The sequence below is a fragment of the Pseudomonas sp. A2 genome (assembly GCF_023100865.1).
GTDB classification, from domain to species: Bacteria; Pseudomonadota; Gammaproteobacteria; order Pseudomonadales; family Pseudomonadaceae; genus Aquipseudomonas; species Aquipseudomonas asiatica.
The window spans coordinates 2,587,706-2,613,986 of the sequence record NZ_CP039127.1 but is presented as its reverse complement, the minus strand read 5'-3'; the positions used below and the strand labels follow the sequence as shown (position 1 = coordinate 2,613,986).

19 protein-coding genes are annotated in these 26,281 nt (G+C 64.3%); 1 reads left to right on the top strand and 18 read right to left on the bottom strand.

Translation table 11 applies throughout. The features are described from left to right. Window positions 1-102: 102 nt before the first annotated feature. The 9 genes from E5221_RS12085 to E5221_RS12045 all read right to left on the bottom strand — a co-directional run bounded on the left by E5221_RS12085 (window position 103) and on the right by E5221_RS12045 (window position 11,197). The gene (locus E5221_RS12085; RefSeq protein WP_247847534.1) at window positions 103-360 is read right to left on the bottom strand and encodes a PAAR domain-containing protein; all 258 of its coding nucleotides are present in this window, start codon (window positions 358-360) and stop codon (window positions 103-105) included. Then, window positions 357-1,160: a DUF6708 domain-containing protein gene (locus tag E5221_RS12080; protein WP_247847533.1), complete on the bottom strand. Its 804-nt coding sequence runs from the start codon at window positions 1,158-1,160 to the stop codon at window positions 357-359. Before E5221_RS12080 ends, E5221_RS12085 begins: the two co-directional genes overlap by 4 nt. Continuing rightward, a complete protein-coding gene (locus tag E5221_RS12075) occupies window positions 1,157-4,375 on the bottom strand; it encodes a T6SS effector BTH_I2691 family protein (protein ID WP_247847531.1) in 3,219 nt (1,072 codons plus the stop codon). The genes E5221_RS12080 and E5221_RS12075 overlap by 4 nt, the downstream gene beginning before the upstream one ends. Continuing rightward, the gene (locus E5221_RS12070) at window positions 4,372-5,295 is read right to left on the bottom strand and encodes a hypothetical protein (RefSeq protein ID WP_061550975.1); all 924 of its coding nucleotides are present in this window, start codon (window positions 5,293-5,295) and stop codon (window positions 4,372-4,374) included. Before E5221_RS12070 ends, E5221_RS12075 begins: the two co-directional genes overlap by 4 nt. Next, the gene (gene tssI, locus E5221_RS12065; RefSeq protein ID WP_247847529.1) at window positions 5,295-7,373 is read right to left on the bottom strand and encodes a type VI secretion system tip protein TssI/VgrG; all 2,079 of its coding nucleotides are present in this window, start codon (window positions 7,371-7,373) and stop codon (window positions 5,295-5,297) included. Before tssI ends, E5221_RS12070 begins: the two co-directional genes overlap by 1 nt. Before the next feature lie 14 nt (window positions 7,374-7,387). Further along, a complete protein-coding gene (icmH, locus tag E5221_RS12060) occupies window positions 7,388-8,260 on the bottom strand; it encodes a type IVB secretion system protein IcmH/DotU (protein ID WP_003260539.1) in 873 nt (290 codons plus the stop codon). A 232-nt stretch (window positions 8,261-8,492) separates the two neighbouring features. Continuing rightward, a complete protein-coding gene (locus E5221_RS12055) occupies window positions 8,493-9,464 on the bottom strand; it encodes a biotin-dependent carboxyltransferase family protein (protein ID WP_123084405.1) in 972 nt (323 codons plus the stop codon). Then, a complete protein-coding gene (locus tag E5221_RS12050; protein ID WP_013972123.1) occupies window positions 9,461-10,348 on the bottom strand; it encodes an allophanate hydrolase subunit 1 in 888 nt (295 codons plus the stop codon). Before E5221_RS12050 ends, E5221_RS12055 begins: the two co-directional genes overlap by 4 nt. A 90-nt stretch (window positions 10,349-10,438) precedes the next feature. Then, window positions 10,439-11,197, bottom strand: coding sequence for a 5-oxoprolinase subunit PxpA (locus E5221_RS12045; protein ID WP_247847527.1), 759 nt, complete (start codon window positions 11,195-11,197; stop codon window positions 10,439-10,441). A 119-nt stretch (window positions 11,198-11,316) separates the two neighbouring features. Between E5221_RS12045 and E5221_RS12040 the strand changes: the two genes are divergently transcribed. Further along, on the top strand, window positions 11,317-12,234 hold the full coding sequence (locus E5221_RS12040) for a LysR family transcriptional regulator (protein WP_023661550.1): 918 nt from the start codon (window positions 11,317-11,319) through the stop codon (window positions 12,232-12,234). Between the two features lie 60 nt (window positions 12,235-12,294). Here the strand turns inward: E5221_RS12040 and bcsC are convergent, their stop codons facing one another. Genes bcsC through E5221_RS11995 form a run of 9 tightly spaced genes read right to left on the bottom strand, consistent with a single transcriptional unit; the run spans window position 12,295 to window position 26,004 of the window. Next, the gene (bcsC, locus tag E5221_RS12035) at window positions 12,295-15,813 is read right to left on the bottom strand and encodes a cellulose synthase complex outer membrane protein BcsC (RefSeq protein WP_247847526.1); all 3,519 of its coding nucleotides are present in this window, start codon (window positions 15,811-15,813) and stop codon (window positions 12,295-12,297) included. Next, entirely contained in the window at window positions 15,801-16,916 is a 1,116-nt protein-coding gene (gene bcsZ, locus E5221_RS12030; RefSeq protein ID WP_247847525.1) for a cellulose synthase complex periplasmic endoglucanase BcsZ, read from the bottom strand. Before bcsZ ends, bcsC begins: the two co-directional genes overlap by 13 nt. Next, a complete protein-coding gene (bcsB, locus tag E5221_RS12025) occupies window positions 16,916-19,198 on the bottom strand; it encodes a cellulose biosynthesis cyclic di-GMP-binding regulatory protein BcsB (RefSeq protein WP_247847523.1) in 2,283 nt (760 codons plus the stop codon). Before bcsB ends, bcsZ begins: the two co-directional genes overlap by 1 nt. Continuing rightward, window positions 19,195-21,804 carry a UDP-forming cellulose synthase catalytic subunit gene (gene bcsA, locus E5221_RS12020; protein WP_247847521.1) on the bottom strand — a complete coding sequence of 870 codons (2,610 nt, stop codon included), beginning with the start codon at window positions 21,802-21,804 and terminating at the stop codon, window positions 19,195-19,197. Before bcsA ends, bcsB begins: the two co-directional genes overlap by 4 nt. Beyond that, window positions 21,801-22,508 carry a cellulose biosynthesis protein BcsQ gene (bcsQ, locus tag E5221_RS12015; RefSeq protein WP_247847519.1) on the bottom strand — a complete coding sequence of 236 codons (708 nt, stop codon included), beginning with the start codon at window positions 22,506-22,508 and terminating at the stop codon, window positions 21,801-21,803. The genes bcsA and bcsQ overlap by 4 nt, the downstream gene beginning before the upstream one ends. Beyond that, window positions 22,505-22,723 (bottom strand): cellulose biosynthesis protein BcsR, encoded by a 219-nt coding sequence (gene bcsR / locus E5221_RS12010; protein ID WP_025339608.1) that lies wholly within the window; start codon window positions 22,721-22,723, stop codon window positions 22,505-22,507. The genes bcsQ and bcsR overlap by 4 nt, the downstream gene beginning before the upstream one ends. Continuing rightward, window positions 22,720-24,339: a cellulose biosynthesis protein BcsG gene (gene bcsG / locus E5221_RS12005; protein WP_247847517.1), complete on the bottom strand. Its 1,620-nt coding sequence runs from the start codon at window positions 24,337-24,339 to the stop codon at window positions 22,720-22,722. The genes bcsR and bcsG overlap by 4 nt, the downstream gene beginning before the upstream one ends. After that, the gene (bcsF, locus tag E5221_RS12000; RefSeq protein WP_039613316.1) at window positions 24,332-24,517 is read right to left on the bottom strand and encodes a cellulose biosynthesis protein BcsF; all 186 of its coding nucleotides are present in this window, start codon (window positions 24,515-24,517) and stop codon (window positions 24,332-24,334) included. The genes bcsG and bcsF overlap by 8 nt, the downstream gene beginning before the upstream one ends. Next, window positions 24,514-26,004: a BcsE family c-di-GMP-binding protein gene (locus tag E5221_RS11995; protein ID WP_247847515.1), complete on the bottom strand. Its 1,491-nt coding sequence runs from the start codon at window positions 26,002-26,004 to the stop codon at window positions 24,514-24,516. Before E5221_RS11995 ends, bcsF begins: the two co-directional genes overlap by 4 nt. Window positions 26,005-26,281 lie beyond the last annotated feature (277 nt).

The window sequence follows — 26,281 nt, the reverse complement described above, 5'->3', positions numbered from 1 at the left end:
CGGTGTCAACACCGAGATAGCAAACCCATCCGGCTGCGCCGGTGTTCGCGGCCAAAGCCGCACAGAGATCTGTGGGCCCTATCTTGTACAAGAGACATTTGATCAGTCCAGCATCCACCCATCATCGCCCTCCTCCAGCACACCACCGTGATCCGTCCGGTCTCCTTTACGCGCCACAGCCGCGCCCTCAATCAGGAAATGCTCGGCTCCACTCTCAATCACGGCACCGCACGTGGTCCGATCCCCCACCCTGGCAACCGCCCTGCCATTGAAGGTGTACGTGGCACTGCCGCTTTCTACCTGGTTGATGCCATGCAGCGGGCAGACATGTCGATGGCCTACCAGTACGACAGGGTTCATTGGGCTTCTCCTTCTGATGGCCCGGTACGAGATTCACGGTCCATTTCCTCCGGCCAATGAACCTTGGGTGCCAGGCAATGCATGTGGCTCAGGCCATCGTCGTCGTTCCAGTCACGGGGTGGGTGCACGAACTTCGGCAGGGCTTCGGGGCCTTGCTGCATGAATAGCCGGGCGATGGCCCAGTAGGCTTCGCCGTGGTAGAGGTCGTGAGTGAAGAACACGCGGTCGATGACTTCGTTGGTTTCTGGGTTGCGTACCGACAGCATGACGTTCTCGATCAGGCCGCCGTGGCCGGGGGCGTAGACTCGGTAGACTTCGGCGGTTACGTCGTCCCAGTTGTAGGCGACCGGTTTGACGCCCCAGCGTTTGCGACTGAAGATGAATATGCGGTCATATCGAAACTCATAAATATATATCTTTTGGCGAAGTCGATTGAAGCGGATAGGTTCGTCTCTAGGAGCAACCAGATCAAGTTTAATGTAAGGAATCAAAGACCATGATAGTGCTGGGGTGATAATTGCCACTGACAAGCTCATCAGCCAATCGTCACGCAAAAAACTCCAGTACATGTAAAGAGTTATTCCAAGAAGAAGGAGCAAACCTGCAGCACCGATTAGGAATGTCAAGCCTCGAAGGATGCTACTGCTCCGTGGCAACTCTAGAAACACATCATCGAAATAGTTAGGGGCCGGTTTTACGCTCGCCCACCCAATTCGCCATTTTGGCACTTCGCCCACCTTCGGCAGGTCATAACTCCAGCCCAAAGCACGCTCCCACAAAACTTTACCATCACGCTTCACTCGTTAACCTCTCTGACACAAATCTCAATGTACCCACTTGGCAAGCTCCGATCCGGCCAGTACATCACCAACAGCGTAGCTGCCAGGATCGTGTGCTTTCCTATAGTCGCCATGAGCGATATCGAGCCAGAAATCTCTAACTGACAGAGTCCGGTAGGGTAAGGTTTTCGCTTCTCGCTGATTGAATAATTGCGGTCGTGGTCGGGTATTCGCGGTGATGTAAAGCTCGAAAATGAAGAGGACGGTGATAGAGGCTCTTCAGTGTTCGCAAAAAAATTGCCCGAAGCAATAGTTTCCCCGCCAACGTAATCAGGGTGATTGCCGTCACCGTGACGATGTACAATCAATTTCCAGCGATATCCCGAGGATCGCTCATCGTACATAGGCAGTGTGATCAAGAATCTTAGCTTTCTAATTATTTCGGCGCTAATCAAGCCGCCGATTTTCGGAAGACCTGGATCAGTTGCCAAGAGCGATTCAAAATTCAACTTTGCCTTAGTGCCTAGTGTGGCGGCATTGAGTTCGGCAAACGCGATATCCGCATGTTCTGGTACATTCCAATGGATGATCGGTATTTCGTCTGCTTTTCCAAAGCAGCACCGCCTTACCCAGCGTTCCAAATCAGTTGATTCATTTTCCTGAGCCAGTTTGCTTAGTTGATAAGCAGCAAGCGTGAAGGCAATCGCCAGCCCCAGCGGACCGACAACCAAGGGTTGGAGTACCGCAAGACTAAACGCTACAGCGCCAGAGCCATACAAGAGGGATGACAAAAGATGTTGGTTCCTCGCTGTTTCATCACCCGCAGAGGCGGTTCGTCTGGTCGCATTAATTGCCTGGGCCGCATCAAAGACCCCTGCAACCGCACTCACCAAAGCACCAAGCCTTATCAAGGCCTCCCCTGTGGCTGCTACACCCTTTGCTCGTGGCAAATTCAGTGGACTAGCACTTGATCTCAAAATGAGCCCAACCAGTTCGACTTGCCCTCCCAATAGGCCCAACTGGGATCCTTGCAACGCCAACCTGGCCTCAAACGCCTTGGGCCCAATCTCCGTTTCCGCCTTTTCCTGATTCCTGCCCAGGCTGTCCTGCTGTAAATACAACCCGCCTATCGCCAGCAATAACTCCCAACTACCTGCCACACCACGTAAACCGGAGAACCCGGTCCGTACTAACCTGGCAGCCTGCTGCGATGTGATCTGCATCCCTTGAAACAACTTGCGCGCATTTGTTTCCAACGTCCCCGCTGCGACCGAGATATCCACCAAGGCAAGCTCCGCCGCGCTGCTCGCCTGGGTTACCCCCATGCGGGCCTCCTTGAACAGCCGCCCATGCACTTCCTCGGCCTTGCCCTCGACCCACACCGTCACGCTGATCATCGTATTGGTGAACCGCGGGTCGAGCACGGCCAGGCTCATCAAGCCATGCTGGATGATCGGCCGCACCTTGCGCATGGCCTTCATCGAGCCAAACTCGAAGTCATCGATATTGCGGTGCATCCGGTCCCGCGCCTCGGCGATCGACGCGTTGGCCTTGTGCTGCAACTCCCGGAGGTGGGCGCTCTGCAAGGCGTAGTACTCGCCCAGCTTCATCTTCACTTCCAGCTCGATCAGGTGGACGCCGTTGTAGAGAAACTGCGTGGCACTGTTCAAATGCCGCACAGCCTTCTGAATACCTGGCGACAGACATGGCGCCAGCCGCTGACTGGCCGCATTGAGCGCACCCTGCGTTTCAGCAATGGCCTGTTTGAGGGTATTGCGCGTGCGCAAGCCGGCGTCATCGCTGGCGATGATCTTGCTCAGCATGCCGTAAAGCTTGTCGCTGTCGTTCCAGTTGATCGCTTCTGTGGCGGAGAAACTGGGCAGCAGCCCGGCCAGCAGTGCCTGGTCGCGCATCAACAACGCGCGGTAGGGCGGGCTGTCAGGGTCCTGCAGCCATTTCAGCCAGAGCAGTTCGCTGGTGCCGGAAGCGGGAACATGCGGTTCAAGGCGGGGGACGACAGCTTCCGTAACGCCACCACCCAGGCACAGGGCCATGGTCTTGGCGTAGGCCACCCCGGACTCACGATCGTTACCGTCGTAGTCGTACGCCTCGGCCACCTTGAACATGGGCGTATCGAACAAGGCAACGTACGCCTGGGCGTCCTTGTCGATGTAACGCTGAAACTCACGTTCCTGCTGCTCATAGTCAGCCTGGAACGCGGCCCGCTGCGGTTCGTGGTAGCGCTCTTCAAGCCGCTTGTCACTCTCCTGCTGTGCACGCTCGACCAACAGCTGCCGCTCGACTGCCGGGTCGGTGAACACCGGCGGCCCATCACCCGTCATCGGTTCCAGCGACGGCACCTCCTGCGCCGCCCATTCCCTGTGCGTGGCGCGAATGATCTGCAGGATCTGCGAGGTCTGCAGCTGATAGGCCCGCATCGGTTCTTCACGCCAGGCCTGACGCTTCAGTACCCAGTTCAGGCGCTGATGGTTGTACTCCTGAATCAGCCCGACGGTGTCGTCGAGCACCACTGCCAGCACGCCGTTTTCCAGCTTGTGCCGGTTGATCGCATTGACCAGATACCCTCGCAGGGCGAACCGGCGCAACCAGCGGCTGTGGAAGCCATGCGCACTGTCGAAGGGGGCACAGCCATGCTGGGCGTACTCGAACACCTGCTGGTCGACCCCAAGCTTATCGGGCGTCATGGCGATGCCCAGCAGTTCGGGATTGTTGCGCGCCTGAATCAGGTCCAGGCCCTCGAAGCGATGCGCAGGCGACGCGCCGCTCTTGTAGGCGTTCAGCACGCTCACCGGCCAGGCGTCACTGGAGAAGGCCAGCCAGGCGCTGGTGTACCTGCCGGTATCGAGGTTGAGAAAGGCCGAAGGAATGTCGTGATCTGCGTTCACGCATTTTTCGGGCAGCGGCGACGGCGGGCCGTCTGGCGGCTCGTAGGGGTTGAAGCGGCGCAGGTGACCCTGCTCGCTGACGGCATAGGCATGCCAGACCTGCTGATCGAGCAGCACATACAGGAAGCCCCTGCGCAAGGTGCGCAAGCCGATCTTTGTTGAGATATGCCGGTTACCCGCCACGGTGGAGACACACTCGGGGCGGGTATCGGGCACCAGGGCGCGGCGAAGCGGCAGGATCGGCAGGCCCTGGCGCTCGCAGAACATGCACTGGTCGTGCGGCAGCCCGGCTTCGGCGATCGCGAGGGCAATACGTTGGCTGATGGTCATGAGCGATTCTCGGATTTCGGCAGGCATTCGATCAGTTGGCGCCATTGCGCCTCGGAGTAGCGGGCGAGCAACGCGGCAAGAGGCGCCTGGCCTCTGGCCGCTGCATCGATCATTTCGCCCACCACAGGTACGGTATGCAGCCTCGGATGAATGCTCAGGTGATGGAGAGCGAAGGCCACGATGTCCTCCATCGCGCTCAGGCCCAACCTGCGTGCATCATCGATATGGTTCGAAGCACGCACCGCAGCAAACGGTGGAATCTGACACTGATTGATGTGCTGCGAACCCGCCCGCAACACTCTCCAGGTAGCCAGCACACGTTCGATCAGCCCCACGTCATCCTGAATTCGCCGCGCAGGGGTCGGCAAAGGGTGTCGCTGCCCGCTCTGCCCTTTCAGGCTTGCCAACCTCCCACCGCTACTCAGGAACAACCAGTCACTGATCGGCCACCATGGGCCTTGTTCAAGCCGCTCGAACGTCGCCGCAAGCAACTCCAGCCGGACGGGTTCGTAGACCGGGTAGCAGCCAAATTCCCGATTGGAATCGGGTAGCCGACACAAGGCCGTGAGATGGGACGCGACAGTGGCCGAAGGCGCCTCACTGAACAGCCAGCCACACAGGTAACGCCGTTGCTGAAACAACGCCCTCTGCGCCGCTCGGGCGGTCAGTTCCAGCAGACGGCGACTGGGGACCATGCCGGGCGAAGCCAGGCAGACCAGTACGGGATGCAGTTGGGGGGCATGGGCCAGGTCGGCCCGGTGCACACGGGTCAATGCCTGCTCACCCAGGGCATTGCGCAGCGGGGCAAGCACGGCGTGGTCGCCATCGTGAGCAGTCGCAAGCGGATCTATCAGCACATGGCAGTACAAGTGCGCCCCATGATGGCTTTCGATGAGCCTCGCCAGGTTGTCAGTGCGCATCAGGCCTTGGCCTCGCACTTGTTGCTGGCGTCAGGCGCAAGCGTAAGTGGCTGGCTGTTTCCAGCCCCTGACGCAGCCGCGCTGGTTTGCCCCAACAGCTCGAGCTTCAGCCCGTTGATGGTGATGCCCTGCCCGTCCAGCACAATGCTGCCGCCCGCGGTTCTGAACTCGATGCGCTCACTGGCGCGCAGCTGAAAGATCGTCGTATGTTGCTCGATGCCCTGCCCGACGGTGACCTTTTGCGTACCTTTGACGACCAGCTCGGCGTCTTTCCCGACAAGGGCCCGGTGATTGGCCCCAGTTGATTCGCTACGGTCGTTGCCTATCTTCTCGATCAGGTCCTGCTTGATGTCTACGTGGCACGTTTGCCCAATGAGCTGGGTATGGTCACCCCCGGTTTCCTGGCGGAAGTCATTGCCGATACTCAAGTGCTCATCATTGCCGACCTGCTCGACACGATTACGCCCCACACGCGTGGTCTCATCATTGCCGACTACATTGTTCTGGTCCCGCTGGGCATGGATGAACACTTCTTCCTTGCCGAGTTCGTCCTCGAAGCGCAGCTCGTTGAAACCATCGCCTTTGTGGGTCTGGCTCTTGATGGTCATGCGCGTCTTGTGTTCGGGCAGGTCGTACGGCGGCAGCTGGTCGCCGCAATAGGTACGCCCGGTGATCATCGGCTGGTCGGGGTCGGCGTTGACGTACTGGATGATCACGTCCTGGCCGATGCGCGGGATGGCCATCGAGCCCCAGCTGCCGCCTGCCCAGCCTTGTGACACGCGCACCCAGCAGGAGCTGAACTCGTTGTTCTCGCTCTCCCGGTCCCAGGGGAAGCTCACCTTGACCCGGCCCCACTCGTCGCAGTAGATCTCTTCCCCGGGCGGCCCGACAACCGTGGCCATGTGCGGGCCGTCGATGCGTGGCTTGGGCAACGGCGCCGGACGCCACTCGATGCGGCCGGGTACCAGCACGGCTTCCTGCGAGTAGCGCGTTCCTTGTTCGGCCCCGGCAGCTTCTTCTTGCAGGCTGGTGAACTGGCTGCCCTCGTGATGTACACGCATCACACGCCAATGGGCGTTGAGGTCTTTGCGCGGGTGTTCGATGAGGGTAAAGCTCAGCCCCGGTTGCAGGCGTACATCGTCACCTTCGACTTCGGCAATACGGGCGTCATGGCGCAGGGCCGTCAAGCGCGTGGCGGTGAAGGGCACTCCGACCGCATCGCGCTTGTAACGGCCGGGGTAGTCGAAGCGTTCATAGTCCCGGGACTGATGGGTGATGCCACTGTCACCTGCACGGTGTTCCTGCCGGTACTGCGGGTTGGTGAAGGTGTAGTCCCGCTGCACCTGACGTGCAGTGCGCACCTGTTCGCTGTAACGCAGGCGGCGCAGACAAGGCCTGGCCTGGTCGCCACCGCTGTTGGCGCGGTACAGCACCTGGTCGGGGCCGATGTCGTCTTCGTCGAAGAAGTCTTCATCCTCGTCGTCGGCCTTGATCGCGCTCCTGCTGATCTGTCCCAGCGCCAGCAGTCGGTCGGTGATGACCAGCTGGTGGTGTTTCGGCGTGTGCTCGAAGCGATAGACGAAACCCTCTTCCCCCGCCAGGCGGGCGATGAAGTCGAGGTCCGTTTCACCGGCCTGTACGCAGAACTCGCGCACCTGATGCTCGCCCATGCTGTTGATTTTGAAACGGGCGATGCCCTGGCGCCTGAGCATCAATTCGAGAATCTGCGGCACGGTCTTCTGCTGGAAGATGCGCCAGTTCGAACGTAAGCCGGCACGGGCCAGCACGGGCTCGACCAATGCGCGGTAACGGGTGCGATAGAACCCCGTTTCACCCTGGCTGAAACTGCTGACCAGGCCGTGCACATAGCGCAGGGGGCGCTCACCGCGCCAGATCGTGAACAGCACTGGCTGGTCGAGCAACTGGCCGAAGTCGACCTCGTCTTCAAAACTGATCAGTTCCAGTTTCAGCTGGAACGGTGAGCTGATCATTTCGTCGAGTTCGAACGAAACCACCTCGAAGTCAATCTGGCCAGCCAGCGGCTGGAAGGTGAAGCGCAAGTCGGATTGGCTAGGCATGCGGATCCCCTTTGCTACTGCTGCAAAATGCCGTTGAGCGACTCCAGCACCTCGGCGGTGATCAAGCTCAGGCGGTAGCTGTAGTAGCAGTAGGCGCAGACCATGGCGATGGCGGAGATCACCAACGGGCTCCACCAGGGCCATTCCCGACGCCGCATGCGGTGGGGGCGATGGACCACGTTGGTATAGGGATCGCCCGGGAATTCCGGCGTGGGGCCGCGCAGTGCACGAATGACCTTGTGCATCCGCGAAATCAGGGCATTGATGATTTCATCGCACTTCGGGTCCAGGGCGTACTTGCCCTTCAGGCCCAGGCAAAAGCAGAAGTACAGGAACTCCAGCACATCCTGGAACTCCTCCGGAGACTGCATCAACCGCTCCAGCAACACGAAGATCTTCTCGCCACCCTGGGTTTCGCCATGGAAGATGCTGAGCAGCGGTTCGTGGCTCCAGCACGAATTGTTCCCCCAGGGCCGACTCATCACGGCCTCGTCCAGGTAAAGGCACAAGGCATAGGAATAAGCTTCGAGGTGCACAGAGGAATAACCGTGCTGCTGTATTTCCTCGCGGATTGTGCTGACCTGAATCTGCAGGGTCTTGTGCACATGTTCGATATTGGGCAGGTCATCCAGCGTACGCAGGCGTATGACCAGGCCGAACAGCGGGTTGGCCGCGTCGAGCATCAGGTTGGCGAAGCCGCCGCGTAGCCGGAAGTCCGGGTCGGCCGGATAACCCTCATGATCCGCGCGCCCGCCGTGGCCGGGTGGATAAGGTGAATCGCTGCCCTCCGGGACATCGAGCATGGCATGCAGGCTGCTTTCGGTTACGTCATGGGCAGTGTTGGCGGCCTGGGGTTTTCCAATACGAACAGCAGATGGGCCGGGCATGAAGAGGTCCTTGTCTTCCAGTTAGGCTGAAGACATGAACACTATCGGGGAATCAATTCTTCGAGGAGCGTGGTGCGTCCCAAAGCGCTGTAGGAATTTTCTCCTTTTGGCTTGTCTGGACGCTGTGATGCCGGAATTCCGGGGCCGCTCGGCGGCCCCTTCGCGACACAAGGCCGCTCCTGCAACGACTGCGCCAGCCCTTGTGTGGGTGGCGCACCGCCGCAAACATCAATCAGCCAAACAACCTGGCCAGGAAACCCAGCTTCTTCTTGTACGAGCGCCGAGCTTCCAGGGCTTCCTCCAGGCTGACCTCGAGGAACCGCGCCTGCTGGTTGGGCTGCATCTGCCCGATCAGATCCAGGTCGGCGCTGATCACCGTGCCGATCATGGCGTAGCCCCCACCCGACACCGCATCACGGTGCAGGATGATCGGCTCCAGCCCCGCGGGCACCTGGATCGAGCCGATCGGGTAGCAGCTGTCAACGATGTTCGACGGATCCGAGCCGGCCCCGAACGGCTGCTCCCGTGGCTGGAAGCTCAAGGCGCTACCGCCCTTGTAGCGATAGCCGATACGGTCGGCCTCGGAGCCGACCGTCCAGGCTTCGGTGAAAAAGCTTCGCACCGCAGCCTTGGTCAGGCGGTGAAAATACAGCCCCGGCACCACCCGCAGCACCACCTCGCCGCCCAAGGCCTGGCGCAAGGCCATCGGCAGGCTCGCGCCGGCGCGGGTCTTGCCGCTGGGCATGCCGACCGGCAACAGGTCACCCGCCATCAGCTTGCGCCCATGCAAGCCACCCAATGCACCCAACGCATAGGTGGAGCGACTGCCGAGCACCTCGGGTACATCGATACCACCGGCCACCGCCAGGTACGCCCGGGCGCCTGCGGTAGGGAAGCCGAAACGCAACACCTGCCCGGCACGTACGGCAAACGCGGTATCCGGGCGTTGCTCGCGGCCATCGAGCAAGGCCGGCATCTGCGCACCGCAAACCGCCACCAGGGCATCCTGCTGGAACTCCAGCTCCGGCCCCACCAGCGCACACTCAAGGCCGGCGGCGCCGGCCGGGTTGCCCACCAGGTGGTTGGCCGCCCTCAGGGCGTACTGGTCGAGGGCGCCGGACGGCGGGATGCCCAAGTGGTAGTAGCCTTCGCGGCCCAGGTCCTGCACCGAGGTAGCCAAGCCGGGTTTGAGTACCTTGATCATGCCAGCACCTCCTGCAGGGTCCGTGGATAACCGACCGGGTCGGCAAGGAACGCGTCCAGGGAGAACTCCACCGGGCGAATGCGCAGGTCGAAACGGCCTTCTTCGACATCCGCCACCGCCTGGTCGTAGGTGCGGCGGTCAATGGGTTTGAACTGCACGATGTCTCCCGGGCGGAAGAACACCATGTGCTCCTTCAGGTAGTTCAGCGTCTGCTGCGGGTCGTAGATAGGCGCCGGAGTGACGCCGAACATCTGGTAGCCACCTGCTCCGCGCACTGAATAGATGCAGCCGAAACAGCCGCCATGGCCAAGGGTGAGCTTGGGGGTGTCAGTGCGCGGGCGCAGGTACTTGGGCACCTGCAGTTGCCGCTCTCGCTCGACCATCTGGAACATGAACGGCAGGCCGGCAACGAACCCGACCATCGACACGAACCACGGCGCACCGCTGTGCGCGGCAATGAACCCCTCGACATCGGCCAGGCCGTTGATCCGCGCGGCGTACTCCAGGTCGGTGCTGCCTGGGTCCTGATGGCGGTCACGAAAACGCATCAGTGTTTCATGGGTCCAGGGGTCGTTGTACAGCACTGGAATCTCGATGATCCGTGTCTGCAACGAGCGCTCGGCCACCGCCTGCGCTTCGGCACCGCGCACCGCCTCCAGCAGTGCCTGCGGCGCGATACGGTCCGGGTCGAAGCGAATCTGGAACGAGGCATTGGCCAGGCACACATCCAGCACGCCATCCAGGGCCAGCCGCTCCACCGCGCGGGTGACGGCCATGCCCTTGAAAAAGGCCTCCAGCGACATGCTCTCGCTGACTTCGGCAAACAGATGCTCGTCGGCGCCGAAGCTGTAGCGGATAGGGGTTGTAGCGAGCGGTTCGGCCATGACTGTTCCTTTTCTTGGAGTCTTTACAGAAAGGCAGGCGAAAGCAAATTGCACGGGCTCCGGCGTATACCTGCCGGATGCCCCACGGTTTCAGCGTGGCGCACGCACCACGATACCGGCAGCGTCCAGCGCCTTGCGCGTGGCCTCGACCAGGTCGAGCGCCCCCGGGGTGTCGCTGTGCAGGCAGATGGAATCGAATTCGATGGCCAGGTCCTGGCCCTCGACCGTGCGCACCACGCCTTGCTGGCAAGCCCGCAACACCCGTTCAGCGACCGCTCCAGGTTCGTAGCCCCGCACATTGCGGGTGAACACGATCGAACCGCTCAGGTCGTACTCGCGGTCGGCATAGAACTCGCGAATGACCGGCTGGCCAAGTTCCTGGGCGATGCGGCAGATTACCGAACCCGGCATGCAGTACAGCAGCAGCTCCGGCTCGATCACTCGCAGGTTCTCCACCAGCAGCCGTGCAGCTTCTTCGTCACGTGCCAGATGCATGTACAGGGCACCGTGCGGCTTGATGTGCTGCAGGCGCACGCCCTGGGCGCGGGCAATTTCACGCAGGGCGCCGTGCTGGTAGAGCATGTCGTCGACCAGTTCCTGGGCCGGGGCATTGATGTGCCGGCGACCGAAGCCGACCAGGTCGCGGAACCCAGGGTGCGCCCCCACTGCGACGCCCAGGGCCTTGGCCCGCTCGACGGTACGGCGCATGGTGCCGGGGTCACCAGCATGGAAGCCGGTGGCGATGTTGGCCGTGCTGATGTAGCCCATCAGCTCGTTGTCGACGCCATCGCCAATCGTCCACGGGCCAAAGCCCTCACCCATGTCCGAGTTGAAATCCACCACCTGCATGACTGTCTCTCCTGGCGCTTGTGACTGCATGCAAGCCACGTTAGATTCTCCGCACCCCCTTGGGAAGATCTATAAACAGATAGGGTGTCTTCTGAAAATCAGATACCCCGGGAGCTACCGTGTCACTGACCCTGCGCCAGGTCCGCTATTTCGTCGCCACCGCCGAGATCGGCCAGATTTCCCAGGCGGCAATCCACCTGAACATTTCCCAGTCTGCAGTGACCACGGCGATCAAGGAGCTGGAGGCGATGCTCGGCGTGCTGCTGTTCCAGCGCTCGGCGCAGGGCATGAGCCTGACCGAGGCTGGCCGGCACTTCCTCAACCGCGCCTACGTGATCCTGCGTAGCGTGGACGATGCGTTGAACAGCCCGCTGCCGGACGTGCGCGCCAGTGGCCTGCTGCGCCTGGCGGCAAGCTACACGGTGATCGGCTACTTCCTGCCCCATCACCTGCAGCGGCTGGAGCACTGGCATCCGGATGTGACCCTGGAGCTGTACGAGCAGGAACGCAGCGCCATCGAGCAAGGGTTGCTGGAGGGTCGTTTCGACATGGCAGTGGTACTCACCGCCAACCTCACCCACCCGGACATCGTCTCGGAAACCCTGTTCAACTCCGAACGCCGCCTGTGGCTGCCTGGCAACCATCCGCTGTGCGAGCGCTCGGCCGTAAGCCTGGCCGATGTGGCCTGCGAGCCGTTCATCCTGCTGACCGTGGATGAGGCCGAGCAAAGCGCCATGCGCTATTGGGAACAGGCCGGGCAGCGGCCGAAAGTGCGGGTGCGGACCAGTTCGGTGGAGGCCGTGCGCAGCATGGTTGCCAATGGCAGCGGTGTAGCGATCCTGTCGGACCTGGTGCACCGGCCCTGGTCGCTGGAGGGCAAGCGTATCGAGACGGTGACCATCAGCGACCCGGTGACACCGATGAGCGTTGGGCTGGCCTGGCACCGGGAACGGGCGTTCAGCCCGGCGATGCAGGCTGTACGCAATTACTTCCATGATGCTTTTTTGGCACCGCAGCAGTTGTCGGCACGGCGCTGACCGTTCCCTGCAGGCCCGACTCTTCACGGGTAAATCCGCACACAGCGTCTGCATTCGGAATCAACGCCACTCGCTATAGGGCTCCAGCGGCGTCACCGGCAGCGCCAGGTTGCCCCGCCACGGCTCGAACAGGTAGCGCAGGTAGAGCATGCCATGGCTAGGCGCATAGTCGTCGCTGTGCTGCCAGTCGAAGCCGCCGCCCAACACCCAACGGTCGCTCAGGCGCCGCTCGAACAGCCCGCGCAGGCGGTAGCCCAGCCCGCTGCTGTCGCTGGCGTCGTTCATGGCGTCGATGTTGGAGCCAACGTCATACTGTGTCAGCACCTTGCGGTTGACGTGCGTGTCCGGATACAGCCGGCTGCGGCCGCTGTGGGCCTGTGACCAGCTGACGGAGCCTTCCAGCAGCACCGACCAGTCGTAGTTGCGCCAGGCATAACTGACCGGCACACCCACCGATGTGTAGCGCTGCGGGCTGTAGTAGCCGCCCTGCCCCAGGCTGTAGCCGCCCAGGTCCTTGTCGTGACGCCAGTGCATCAGCGTAAGGCCCACGCGCACACGCTCATCGGCTTTTTCCACCACGCGGTGGTACCAGCCGGCCATGGCCCGGGTGCGCTGGTTGTCGGCGACGTTTTCGCCATACAGCCAGTGGTGCCCGAGGCTGGCCCAGACGCCATTGTCACCGCCCTGGTCCCAGCTCAGGCCAAGCGTGGCGCCATTGGCCGTGACCCCACCCCAGCGCACGCCCGTGCGCGGGTCACGTGCCCCGGCAAACGATAACAGCGAGTTGCTCATCGGCCGCCGCGAAGCGGTCAGCGACCAGCCAAGCTGGCCGAGGTCCCCGTTGACCGTGGCGCCACCCAACCAGTTGTTGATCGCGTAGCCCTGGGTAGTGCCCAGGTCGAAGGCCCAGCGGCTGCCCTGCCAGCCCAGCGCCAGCACGCTACCGTCCGCCGTTTGCGAACCGCCCTTGCACGCGGGGAGCGACCTCCCGTCAGCGGTGCTGCCAACAAACTGACAGGTGCCGAAATCCGGGGTATAGCGCCCCTGGTCGTTCTGCTCGAACGACCCCGCATCCATGCCGATGCGCTCCACCCGCGCAAAGGCGGTGCCGTCCTGCCAGGGGGTATCGACATGCAGCAAGGTCGACTGGGTACTCAGTTCGGACGTGCCCGGCGTACCGTCGTCCTCGCGCCAGCCGTAGTCGTGCATCAACGTCACATGGGTATTGCGCTGGCGATACAGCGCATCGACGTCGCTGCGCAGGCTGCGTGCCAGCCAGTCGTCGTCATCCTGCTCACGGCTGGCCAGCGTCAGTGCACGGTCGTCCCGTGGCGACACGGCAGCACGTTCGAGCAACTGCGCATCGGCCATCGCTGCGGCGTAAAGGTCCAGCGCCCGTTGCGGCTCATCCTGCGCTACCAGGCGGGCAGCGTCGCGCCGCAACAAGGGATCGGGGCGAGGCTGCTGCGCTGCGATCTGGTCGAGCATTCTGGCCGCCTGGTCGTATTCGCCCAAGGCGACCCAGACAGCCGCCAGGCGCCGCTGGGCGTTGCTGTCATCGGCAGCAAGTTGCGGTACCTGCACAGCCAGCATGTGCCGGGCCTGTGCCAGGTTGCCTTCGGCCACCGCGCTTTCGATCACGCCAAGGCGTGCCTGGGGTTGCCCAGGCTGCACGGCAAGCACACGCTGGTAATAACCGCGCGCCTTGCCAGGCTCACCATTGGCCGCCGCCCAGTCAGCCAGTAGCATCAGGTCGTCGGTGCTGCCTTCTCCACGCGCCAGGCTGGCCTCGAGCAGGCGGGTCGCTTCAGCCGTACGGCCTTGCGCCTGCAGCTGCTGCGCCGAGGCGAGGGTCATGCGGCGGCGGATACGCTGCTCCAGTGCATGCATGTCAGCGCTCCAGGCCCCCTGCGGCACCGCGCCCAGGCTGTCCAGGGCCAGCGCATCGCGGTCGCTGGACTCCAGAAACAGGCCATGGGCATAACGGGTAGATGGGTCGCCCGGCTGGCGCTGCACGATGCTGGCGAATGCCGCGTCGGCTTCGGCGGTGCGCCCCAGGTGGCGCAAGCTGCTGGCCAGCTGGTAGACCAGCCAGGGCTCATCGGGGGCCAAGGCCGTGGCCCGGCCCAGCGCCTGGCTGGCCGCCGCCCAGTCCTCACGCTGCATGGCCTGGTCACCTTGCTGGCGCAGGCGTGCGAGTTCCAGGCTGCGGCGCAGGCTGGCGAACTGCGCTTGCTGCCGAGGCGACAGGCTGTCGAGGTACGCCCGCGCCTTGTCGGGCGATTGCGCCTGGTACACACGCACCAGGCCGCGCACGGCACTTTCGTTATCCGGTGCCATGCGCCGAACCTGCAGGAATTGCCGCTCGGCGGCCGCTGTATCGCCCTCGGCCAGCGAGACATCCGCCAGGCCCAGCAAGGCGTATTCCTCCTTCGGGCGCTGCTGGCGTGCCTGCTGGTAGAAGGCACGGGCAGCGCGCAGGTCTTTCGCCTGCAGTGCCCGCTCACCTTTGTTGAGCAGGGCCCAATACTGGCTGGACGACTCCAGGTCCTTCCACTGGCTGATCCAGTAGGTGTCCTGCTCCTTGGCGCTCGCCGCCCGGAACGCCGCATTGGCGTCTTCGTAGCGGCTCTGGCGCATCAGCGCATAGCCCAGTGCCCCCTGCAGGCTGGCATCATCCGGATACTGGCGCAGCGCCCGGCGCAGTTGTGCTTCGGCTTCAGCGTTACGGCCCTTGTCGAGCAATGCCAAGCCCCGCTGGCCAGCCTGCCAGGACGGGTCGGCCAGCAGTTTGCGCTGGTGTTGCAGGGTCTCGCTGGCCTGCGCCTGCAAAGGTGAGGCGGGGTAACGCAGGAGAAACGCTTGCCAGGCCGCCGCGCTGGCGGCGCTCACCGCTTGCCCGGACAGGTAGTCGAACTCACGCTGGGCAGCGGCATCCCGTGCGCCAGGGTCGCGCGACAGCTGGTCGAGCAAGGCCAAGGCTTCGCGGTCGCGATTTTCGGCGAACAGCCAACCGGCCAAGGTCTGGCGCAGCCCGGCACTGCCCGGGTACTGCTGGTCCAGCTGCTGCAGCTGCCTGATCGCTTCAGGGCGCTGGCCTGGGAGATTGCCGCGCACGCGCCAGTAGTCCAGGGCCAATTCCAGGCTTGGCGGTTCACCAGCGAACAACTGTTCATAGGCCGCCAGCGCCTCTTCATTGCGCCCTGTGACCGCCAGCAGGCGGGCCTGCTGCAATTGCCGCATGCGCTCCGGCTGCTGCAGCTCGAGCAGGCGCCTGGCCTGGCGTGCCTGCAAGCTGCCAGGCGCGATGGCACTGATCCGCGCACTCAAATGCTCGGCCTCGGTGCTGTTCTTTTCGCGCAATGCCAGGCTCAGGGCCGCCAGCAACACATCCGGGTTGCGCGGCTCGAGCAATTGCAGCCGCCCCAGTGCATCGCGCACTAGGTCGTCACGATGCAGCGCCTCGCCGCGACGCACCTGGTCCAGCAGCCATTGGCGCTGTTCGCCGGCATCCTTGGGTTGTGCCGTGGCCTGGCAGGTCACTGCCGCCAGCATCAGCACGCCGATCATTCGCTGCATGGCGCGCTCCAGGCCGGCAACAGGCGGCCGTGCGAGTCAAAACGGTAACGGCCTTGGTCCCAGCCCTGGCCAAACAGCGCCAGCACCTGGCTGTAATAGGCCTTGGCTTCGACTGGCTGTTCGCGCAGGCGCTGACGCTGGGCCGCCAGGCCCGCGACGTGCTCCGGCGATGCTGCCAGCAACGGCAGCAACGCCGCAGAGAAACCCGCCGGGCCATGGCCGCTGGCAACACCGCTGTGCGCATCCACATGCTCTGGCGGCAACCCTTGGCGCATGGTCAATGCCGCCATCGGGGCGTAGTGGGCCACCAGCTCGGCACGCCCTGCCGCGTCCTTGGCCAGCATGCCGACCCACAGGTAGACGCGGATGGCGTCGTAGTCACCTTCGCTGCCATGTTGCGGGTCCGCTGCCAGTTCACCGGCTGGCGTCCACAGCAGCCAGTCCGGGGCAAAGCCCTTTGGCGACGAAGCCAGCCACAAACGCCGCGTGTTGGCCGCCAGCTCGCCCCACAACGGGTCGACCAGGCTGAAGCGATCGAACAACTGCAGCGGCAAATAGCTGGGATTCAAGCGGGCGCCGCGGGCATCCTCGAAGCCATAGTCCCCCGGCAGCAGCATTACCCCCAGGCCCGGCAGCTTGCGCACGGTCTGCGCGGCGATACGCCACAGCAGGCGCTGGCCCAGTTGCGTGTAGGCCGGCTCGTCCCACAGCCGACCGGCTTCGAGCAGGCTGTAGGCAATCCACAGGTCGGCATCGCTAGCGTTGTTGGCATCCAGCACCTGCCACTGCTGCTGGCCGTTACGGCCCCACAGCCACGCGGGCAGATGCCGGGCCAGGTCGCCCTCCGCCAGGTTGTTTCCGGTCCAGCGCAACAACTGCGCGAAGGCTTGCCGGTCATTGCCCACCAGGGCGAAGAACAGCGCGTAGCTCTGCCCTTCCGAAGTGGTGATCAGGCGCTCGTCGCTCGGGTCGATGACCCGACCGTCGACACTCACCAGTTCGGCCTTGAAGCGGTCCCAGGCCGGCCATTTGCAAGCCGGTGCGGCACTTGTGACGACGGGCAGGCCCAAGGCGACCAGCCCCACCAGCAACTGACGCATCATCACCCCGCCTCACCCAGACGGCGCTTGCCTGCCCAGCGCAGTGCCCGCCACAACAGGAAGGCAAACAGCACCACGCAAATGGCCGCGATCGCCGCCAGCAGTACCGGGTGCTCGGACAGGTGGAACCACAGCAGCAGCCACCACGGCAGCGCGCCTACAAAGTAGTGCTCGCCGACGAACTGGCTGGTGACGCCGCTGCTGCGCACCAGCGTCACCGAGCCGGCCACCGCATCGAGCTTGCCCACATCGCCGAGCACATCGCGCAGCAACGCTTGGTCGCTATCGCTGTTGGCCAGCAGGGCGACGACACTGCGCTGCTCGTGGAATGGCGACTTCAGCCCGGTGATGGCCGCAATCGGCGCCTGCGCGCTGACTGCCACACGGCTGCTCGCGGCCACCGGCGCGGTATCGAAGCGCTGGCTGCCCGGCAGCCCTGTGCTACGGCCCTGCAGCAGCCAGTCCCGCTGGGCACTAAGCAGCAGGCCAAGGTTTGGCGCATCCCCCAGGGCCTCAGGCAGGCTGCCGAGCAGCAGCAAGTCGGCATCGGCCGCTGCGGCCTGCTTCCAGTCATCGACCAGCCGCAGGCCAAGCGCCGGGTAGCCGATCTGCCCGGCCAGCCCGCCAACCGCATCGAGCAAGGTGCCCACCTGCATCGCCGTGGGCTTGGCCGGCATGACGACCAGGGTTTCGGAAAGGTCGGCCATGCGGCTGAACGGGAAGCCGCTGCGGGCGAATGCGCGCAGGTCGGGCATGGCGATGTAGTGGTGGTAACCGGACAGGTCGATGGTCGAGTTGTCGTCGATCGCCGCGCGCACATCCACCGGCAACGAGGTCTGGCAGCGGTCGCGCTGGGCGCTGCCCAGGGTGCTGGCAAAGCTGAAATCGAAGCGCAGGCGGTTGCGGTCGCCGATCTTCAACGCCGGTACCAGCGACTTCTCGGTCAATGCGCTGTTGTCACCGGACAACACTGCCAGGCGCATTTCCTCGAGCGTACCGCCGCGCCGGTCATTGCCCACCAGCGGCATGCTGGTGATGTACTGGTCGTTGACGCTGATGCTCAGGCGCGATTCGTCGCTCACTGCCGGGGCCGTGTAGCGGTACAGCGTACGCAGCGGAATGCCCTGGTTGCGCCAGACGAACAAGTCCGGCGGCAGGTTCAGCTCCAGCGTCACCGGCCGCGGTTGCAGGCCACTGACCTGCAGCTGCTCGGGATAATCGAGCAGCTCGGCGAAGCGTACCGGGCGGTCGGTGCGTGTCCAGTTCGGCGCATCGTAGGGCTGGCGCGGCTGCAGTGCCGTCATCTGCTCGACCTTCACCCGGGCACCGCGGAACAGGTTGTTGCCAACCGCCAGCGCCGAGGCGGCCTTGACCAGGTCATCGTCGTTACGGCCCAGCACCAGCAGCACCTTGCTGAAGCGGTCGTCCGGGTGGTCGATCATCTGCAGTACCGGGCCGTCGACCGGCGGGAATTGCTGCAGGTCGGCAAGGAAGGCCGGGCGACGGTCGTTGCTGGCAAACACGATGCTCGGCGTGGGTTTGTCGCCACGGGCCGGCAGGCTGTCGTACAGCACCGGGAAAGTCGCCTTGCGCCAACCGGCCTGGCTGCCGAAGTAGGACGCCAGGATCGCCGCCGCACGCTGCTCGCCCAGGCTCGGCACGCCGCTGAACACCACCGGCAGCGTTACCTTGCCGGTGTCGCGCACATCAAAGAACGGCAGCGGGAAGTACGCAAGGTCGTTGTCCAGGGCCAGGGCCTGTTCGTGCAGCTGCACCTGGCTCTTGCGGTTCAGGTTCAGCCACAGGCCGCTGTGCGCAGGGTCTTCGCAGATGTCGGTGTAATGCCCGACGAACTCCAGGCGTACCCGGTTGAAATCGCTGAGCAGCTTCGGGTCCAGCGGCAGCTGACGGCGCACGCGCTGGCCAAGCTGGTCCTTTTCCACCGGCACCACGCCCATCAGTTCGTCATTCAGGTACACGCGCAGGTGCGACAGGTTCGGCAACAGCGCGGGCGATGGCGTGTAGTCCAGCTGCAGGCTGGCGTCGGTGGCCAGGCGGTCGCGCCGCAGGCCGAATTCGATATGCTCGCTGTTGCGCACCCCCAGCAGCAGGCTGTCGGAGGCATGCCCGAGCTGCTCGAAGGTTTTCGCAACCGGCCAGTTCGGTACCGTGGGTACGGCTGGCTCGGCAAGCGGGGCGACAGAGGCGGCAGCGGCGCTTTGCGACAAGGCAGCAAGCAGCGCCATCGCCAGGCCCCAGGTACGCGCGGGATAACCAGTCATCATGCGTCTCGATCAACAGGGTTCAAGGAAGGGACAGGCCGCGGTGTGCGCGGCCTGTAGCTGGCCAGCCAGTTCGCCAGCGCGTGCAGTGGGCGCAGCCACGCCCCCACCCATGGCGGCAAGTGTTCGACCAGCCGCAGGTAACCGACACCGCCCAGCTTCAGCACGTCGACCAGGCTGCGCAGCGGGCGATCGACCTGATGCTGCTCGTTCCAGCCAAGCCAGGCATCGGCACGGGCGAAGGTGCAATGGACCAGGTCGATACGCTGTTGCTGGCCGAGGTCGTGGAACACCAGGCCAACGTGTTGCCCGACGGTACGGGTGACACAGGCCTGGAAGGCGAACTCGCGTTGGCCGCGGTTGAGCAGCAGGCGTATCCGCTCCCCCGCTTGCAACTCGAGGCCCCGGTGCAATTGCAGCCCGACACCGCCGTCGGAGTAGTCGACCAGGGTACAGGGGTAGGCGTGACCGCTTGCCAGCACCAGCCCCGCCGGCAAGCGCATCTGCACCCGGTGGGCGCGGCGCACCTGGCGCACTTCGGCAGCCACGGCGACAGCGGCGCCGATGATCAGCAGGTTGTAGATCACCCACAGCGAGCTGACGATCACCGTGCCGATTTCCGCCGCCGGGCCGGTGAACAGGCGCCACACGGCGAAGCCCAGGCCGGCCACGTTGAGCGCCGCCAGCCACAGGTAGGGTTGGGCGATGCGCCAGTCGAACTGCTCCTGCTCCATCAGGCCGCCCTTGGCGGTGACGTTGAACTTGCCCTTCTTCGGCGCGAACAGCGCGACCGTGGTCGGGCGGGCGATGTACCAGGCCAGCACGGTCTCGTAGACCTCGCCCCAGAAGGTCTGCCGGTACTTGCCCTGCATGCGCGAGTTGGTCAGGCTGGCGTGGATCATGTGCGGCAGCACGTACAGCAGGATCATCAACGCCGGGGCGTAGATGATGTAGGCATGCAGCAACAGGAACGCCAGCGGCGCGGTCAGGAACACCAGCCGTGGCAGGCCGGCCAGGAAGTGGAGCATGGCGTTGGCATAGCACACTCGCTGGAACAGGCTCAGCCCACGGCCGAACAGCGGGTTGTCGGTACGGAAGATCTGCACCATGCCCCGGGCCCAGCGAATGCGCTGGCCGATGTGCGCCGACAGGCTCTCGGTGGCCAGGCCGGCCGCCTGCGGAATGCTCAGGTAGGCCGATGACCAACCCTGGCGGTGCATGCGCAAGGCGGTATGGGCATCTTCGGTCACGGTTTCGACGGCGAAACCGCCGATGCTCTCCAGCGCGGTACGGCGCAGCACGGCACACGAGCCGCAGAAGAACGCCGCGTTCCACATGTCATTGCCATCCTGGATCAGGCCGTAGAACAGCTCGCCTTCATTGGGGCGACGGCGGAACGAGCCCAGGTTGCGCTCGAACGGGTCGGGCGAGAAGAAATGGTGCGGCGTCTGCACCAATGCCAGCTTCGAGTCCTTGAGGAACCAGCCGACTGTCATTTGCAGGAAGGAGCGCACCGGCACGTGGTCGCAGTCGAAAATGGCGATCAGCTCGCTGTCGGTCACGCCCAGCGCATGGTTGAGGTTGCCGGCCTTGGCGTGCTTGTTGTCCGGCCGCACGATGTAGCCCACCCCCACTTCGTCGGCGAACGCACGGAACGCCTCGCGCCGGCCGTCGTCGAGGATATAGATGCGCAGGCGCTCGCGCGGCCAGTCCAGGCCCAGGGCGGCCAGCACCGTGGTGCGCACCACCGACAAGTCTTCGTTGTAGGTGGGGATCATCAGGTCGACGGTCGGCCAGTACGCCGGATTTGCCGGCAGGTTCGCCGGCTTGCGCTGCAACGGCCAGCTGGTCTGGATGTAGCCCAGGATCAGCACGAACCACGAATAGGTTTCTGCCGCCAGCAGGATCAACCCGCACACCAGCCCGGTGGTGTCGTTCCAGTTCAGGGTCGAGGTGTAGCGCCACCACAGGTAGCGGCAGGAGATGAGCGTCGACAGCACGATCAGCATCAGGGTCGGGAAGCGGCCCGGCATGTGCCGCACCAGCAGGGCAATGCCCAGCAGCAGGCAGATGAACACCAGCTGCGCCAGGTAGCCGAACGGTTCGGTCACGCAAAGCACGGCCAGGCCGATGGCGCCCAGGGTCAGCACGCTGTAGAAAACCCACCGGGCGAACACGCTCAAGCCGCGCAGGCGTGCCGAGGCTTGCTGCTTGAAAGCGCTGGCGCGGTAGCGCGCAGGCAGCTGCTGCAGGCGGTCGATCAGCAGGCCATGGTAACGGCGCAGCACCTGGCGCATACCGCGCAGCTGCGCACGCACTGCACTCCAGGCACGGCGGGCAAACCCCGGTTCGCGTGGCAGCGGTTGGCGCCGGACCAGCAACCACAGGCTCTGGATCAGCAGGCGCAGCGGGTCGCCCAGGCTTGGGCGCTTGCCCGCCAGTTGCGGGTACAGCCGCTGCCGCTCGGCCAACAGGGCTTGCCAGGCAGGCGACTCCAGGCGCAGGAACAGGAAGGCCAGCCACACGCCAAGGGTGAACAGCCACGCAACCGGCTGCCGCGCCCCACGTGTGCGGAACCAGGCGTAGGCCGACAGAGGGGTCAGGGTCACGACTGGCGCCTCGTCAGGCAGCGCACCGCCAGGCTCTGCACGTCCCGGCCAGCTAGGCTCTGCGGCGCGTAGTGGCCAAGCGGTGCCTTGCACGCCAGGGCCTCGAGGAAGGCCTCGTCGCGGTGCACCACCTGGATCGGCAGGCGATCTCGGAACAGGTCGCGCCACACCATCAGCAGGTCGCTCTGCAAGCGGCTGGCGGGGTCGTAGCGGTTGACCAGCAACAGGTCGTAGTGCTCGACCTGCCGGCGCCCGAGCAGCAGATGACTGGCCATTTCGGCCTCGGCCACCAACACCCGCACATCAGTCTCGACACTTTGGTCAGCGGCACCGGCCGGCAGCTGCGGCAGGTCGAACAGCAACCAGTCGAAGTGTTCGGCCAGTTCGGCCTGGCGCGCGCGCCAGGCTTCTGCATCGGGCAACGGCGGCCGCGTGCAGGCAGGCAGATTGCCGAACGGCATCAGGCACAGGCCATCGAGCACCTCGTACATGGCATCGCTGTATGGCCGCCCTTCCCGCTCGGCAAGCGCCCAGCCCTCGCGCGTGTCGAGGGGCAGATTGAAGTGCAGGCCGAGCAGGTTGCTTGGGCACAGGTCGACCAGCAGCACCCGCTCACCTACGCCCTGCAACGCATGCCCCAGCGCGGCCAGCAAGGCACTGCGCCCCAGGCCACCACGAACGCCGTGCAACGCCAGGCTGGTCATGGCGACAGCACCTGGCGCCGCGGCGCCGCCGTGTACAACGTTCCCTGGGCGCTGCTCCGGCAGCTTTCACCCAGCAGTGGCCAGCGCTGCAAGGCCTGCTGGACACCCACCAGCAATGAGATGTCCTGGTAGTTCAGGTCTGGCATATCCAGGTGCTGGCGCAACTGGGCGATATCGTCGCTGCGGTCGGCAGGGTCTGCCTTGCCAGTGATCATGGGCGCTCCTTCGGAACAGGCTGCCAGTCGGGCTGGCCTTGCAGGCGCATGTAGGCGCGCCCCTGGTAGTTCAGTACTTGCGCACCTGCGGTTTCCGCGACCTGTTCGGTGGTCGGCAGGTCGCTCAGCAGGCTAGGCACATCCAGCACCTGCTGCTGGCCCAGGCCCGCATACACGCGCGAGATCAGCTCGGACAACGCCAGGTAGCTGGTGGGCGCCGAGACGTGCAGCGGCTCGCTGCGGGCAGGCTGGCCCATGCCGATGAACTTCAAGCCGACCGGCACATGGGTAATCGATGGGGTGGGGATTTCACGCATGCCCGACAGCTGCATGCGATCGCCATGCAGCGCGGCGCCATGTTCCGGGACAATGGCCACGACCACGCGGCGGCCGCTGCGCTCCAGTTCATCGAGGAAGCTGCCAAGCTCGCCGAACAGCCGGGTGGCGCGGGTGGCGTAATCGGCCACGCGGGTACCGCCGTCGGCGGTGACGATACGGTTGCCGTCATGCAGGCTGATGCTGTTGTAGAACAGCGACACATGCTCGGCCGGCGCACCTTTGCGCTGCCCCCACCAGCGGCGCAGCACCTCCAGGTCGCTGGCAATCGGCGAGCCGTCGAAGCCGACCAGTGCCCGCGGGAAGTCGGTGTTGCGCAGGCCGGGTTGCGGCATGTGCTGCTGGGTGATATCGCCGATGAAGTTGTCGAAGCGGCCGCTGTGGTTGAGCAAGGTGTTGCTCTGGAAGCCGAGCCTGGCCAGGTTCTGGAACAACAGGCACTGCTCCGGGGCAGGCTGGTACAAGCCGGTGTGGGACGACTGCCCGCAGCTGGCACGCAGCACGCGGATGGCGGCCGGCCCGCTGTAGGACGTGGCCGAGTTGAACTGGTCGAAGATCACGTCCAGGCGCGAGAACAGCGGGTTGTCACGCAGCCCGACGGCGGACAGGTCATCCCAGGCCAGCGAGCAGATGTTGATTACCAGCAGGTCGAACGGCTGCTCATCGGCCTTCATGGCCGGGAATGCTGTCACCCGTTCACGCTCACTGGCGAAGAACCGCTCGAGCCAGCTGTCGAGCGTGGCATTGTCGGCAACCGCGTTGGCCTGCGCCTGCTCGGTGGGGCTGGCAGCCGCGACGCCAGTCGCCTGGCCCGCATTGAACCCCAGCGCTGGCAGGCCGCCGACCGCCAGCCATGCCAGCCCCAGCAGGCTCAAGGTACTCAGCCGCAGCCAATGGCGCAGGTACAGGTAACCCACCAGCAACAGCGCCAGCGCGCCCAGCAGGTTCCAGTTGATGAAGCGGCCGAGCAGTTCGAGCAGGTAGTCCCACGAGAAATCGAACACTCCCGGCTGCGCCAGCAGGCGGCTGAAGGGCGGCAGCCAGGTGTCCTGGTAGAACAACGCGATGCCGACCGGTACGGCCACCAGTTGCCGCGCGATTCGCAGCCACTTGCCCGGCAACGGCAGCAGCAGAAACGCGGCGAACAACAGGTTCGGCAGCGCCTGGAAGTCGAGCATGCCAAGGGCGACCAACAGGAACTTGGCCAGGAAATAGAGGTTCCACCCTCCCAGTCCAGGCCAGCGGGCCGGTACCGGGAGGGTGGCGGATGTATTAATCATTACGGGGTTCCTGGCGTGCAGCGCGGTGGCGTACGCCCAGCGGTTTCAGGTAACGGGGTGGAAGGCGGCGGCGCAACCAGCCGCGCAGCGTGGCGCGCAGGCGCAACAGCAGCAGGGCCAGCGCCAAGGTGACCAGCGCCGTGATGCCGACCACTTGCAGCAGTTGCACGAAGTTCATGCCGTACCCCGCTTGCCCAGGGCCACCCGGCGCGGTGCCAGGGCCGGCCTGGCCTGGGCGGGCAGCTGCGCCGCCGCGTCGAGCCGGGGTGGCTGTGGCACGCTGTCATCGAGGAAGGCCGGGGTGGCCAGGCTGTCGACACCGGCAAGCACCTCCTGGCTGATGAACAACTCTTTCCACGACAACTGAAAGATGTGGTCAAGGGCTTGCTCGACGCCTTCGGAGCGGCAGGCGAACAGGAACAGGAACAGCACATCGCCCACCACGCAGGCGATATCGCCGTCGCGGCGGAACACCGTGCGCGAGCAAGCTTGCAGCGGGGTCAGCCCAGGGGCCGGGCGCAACACCAGCAACTGGTGGGCGATTTCTCCGTTGCGCACCCCGTGCCACATGGTCTGCACCGCTTCGGCGAACGCGCGCGGCGCCACCAGCCCGCAGATGGCCAGCGGCCGCAGGCGTGCGAGCAAGGCATCGAAATCGCTTGGCAGGCGCCGCCGCCAGAGGTAACCCTGGATGCTCTCGACCATGGTCAGGAAGCGCGACAGGCTGGCACCGAACGGCACGATCTGGCTGGCCCCGCAGGCCAGCAGCAGTTGTTCATCCTGGTAGCGCAGGGTCGGTGCCATCTCGCGCACCACCAGCTTCAGGGCACTGCCACGCAACTGGCGCAAGCGGTGCAACTGGCGCGCCAGGCTATCCAGGCGCTGCCCGCCGTCCATGGCAAAGATGACCGTGGCGGAAACCGCCCTGCCTGCTTTGGCACCCAGCTCCTCAAGGCTCTCGCAGACCTGCCAGTGCTCAGAGAAGGCTGGCGCACCTTCCAGCACCTGGCGCTGGGCCAGGCACAACAGTTCGTCGCCACCGGTGTCGCTGGGTGCCTGCGGCACCCCGACGGCGGCGAAGCCCGCTTCGAGCCGCATCAGTTCCACATCGCGCGTACCGGTTTTGCCGAGCGAGTTACTCCAGAAATGCTGCAGGTAGCGCACCCCGCCTTTGCCGCGGTACACCTGGGCCAGGCCATCTACGCCCTGGTTGAACGCCCGCAGGCGCTCTATCAGCCCGGCACTCTGGCCGCTGCTGATGACCAGCAGTAGCGCGGCCTCGGCCGACAAGACCGGGCGCAGCGCGTTGCACCAGTTTTCGATGTTGCCGGCACCCCAGACGTCTGCAGGCGCAAGCAGCACCAGCACCCGCCCGGCGGCATCGATACGCGGCAGGTCATCGCCCAGATGCCAGACGGCTTGCGGGTTGGCTTCGTACAGCGCCAGCGCGCCGGGGCCCTGCTCGGCATCGAGCGCACCCAGCACATCACCGATGGCTTGCGCATCGGCGACAAGGGCTGCCCGAACGTGCTCGGGCAGCCCCCCAACCACCTGGCGGCATAGCAAGGTGGCGTCTTCTGCGCTGTCACAGGCCAACCAATACAGTCCCTGTACATGAAGCTGGCTGCTTTCGGCGCCTAAGCCTGAAATAGCCAACCACGGCATTCCATTCGTCAAAACACTGGCTCTGAAAAAGTAAATTGAAGCGGGTGAAAGGTAACTGTGACTGATCCATCACTAGTTTTTGATGACGTGCGTCAATAAAACGACAAATCAGACAGGCGACATCAAAACCCGTCAATTCTACAGCACCAAGGCAAAATGAAATCAAGCAGAATGTAATAAATTGCAAAGTTTTGTTAACAACGACCGTTGGGTCAGTGTCTGTCAGTTAAGGTTGCCGGCTTGACTGGGGCTGCATTGCAGCCCAAGCCTGCCATGG

Coding starts and splice junctions, on each gene's coding strand:
- E5221_RS12085 (WP_247847534.1), bottom strand. CDS start 360: ATGAACCCTGTCGTACTGGTAGGCCATCGACATGTCTGCCCGCTGCAT.
- E5221_RS12075 (WP_247847531.1), bottom strand. CDS start 4,375: ATGACCATCAGCCAACGTATTGCCCTCGCGATCGCCGAAGCCGGGCTG.
- E5221_RS12070 (WP_061550975.1), bottom strand. CDS start 5,295: ATGCGCACTGACAACCTGGCGAGGCTCATCGAAAGCCATCATGGGGCG.
- tssI (WP_247847529.1), bottom strand. CDS start 7,373: ATGCCTAGCCAATCCGACTTGCGCTTCACCTTCCAGCCGCTGGCTGGC.
- icmH (WP_003260539.1), bottom strand. CDS start 8,260: ATGCCCGGCCCATCTGCTGTTCGTATTGGAAAACCCCAGGCCGCCAAC.
- E5221_RS12055 (WP_123084405.1), bottom strand. CDS start 9,464: ATGATCAAGGTACTCAAACCCGGCTTGGCTACCTCGGTGCAGGACCTG.
- E5221_RS12050 (WP_013972123.1), bottom strand. CDS start 10,348: ATGGCCGAACCGCTCGCTACAACCCCTATCCGCTACAGCTTCGGCGCC.
- E5221_RS12045 (WP_247847527.1), bottom strand. CDS start 11,197: ATGCAGGTGGTGGATTTCAACTCGGACATGGGTGAGGGCTTTGGCCCG.
- bcsC (WP_247847526.1), bottom strand. CDS start 15,813: ATGCAGCGAATGATCGGCGTGCTGATGCTGGCGGCAGTGACCTGCCAG.
- bcsZ (WP_247847525.1), bottom strand. CDS start 16,916: ATGATGCGTCAGTTGCTGGTGGGGCTGGTCGCCTTGGGCCTGCCCGTC.
- bcsB (WP_247847523.1), bottom strand. CDS start 19,198: ATGATGACTGGTTATCCCGCGCGTACCTGGGGCCTGGCGATGGCGCTG.
- bcsQ (WP_247847519.1), bottom strand. CDS start 22,508: ATGACCAGCCTGGCGTTGCACGGCGTTCGTGGTGGCCTGGGGCGCAGT.
- bcsR (WP_025339608.1), bottom strand. CDS start 22,723: ATGATCACTGGCAAGGCAGACCCTGCCGACCGCAGCGACGATATCGCC.
- bcsG (WP_247847517.1), bottom strand. CDS start 24,339: ATGATTAATACATCCGCCACCCTCCCGGTACCGGCCCGCTGGCCTGGA.
- bcsF (WP_039613316.1), bottom strand. CDS start 24,517: ATGAACTTCGTGCAACTGCTGCAAGTGGTCGGCATCACGGCGCTGGTC.
- E5221_RS11995 (WP_247847515.1), bottom strand. CDS start 26,004: ATGCCGTGGTTGGCTATTTCAGGCTTAGGCGCCGAAAGCAGCCAGCTT.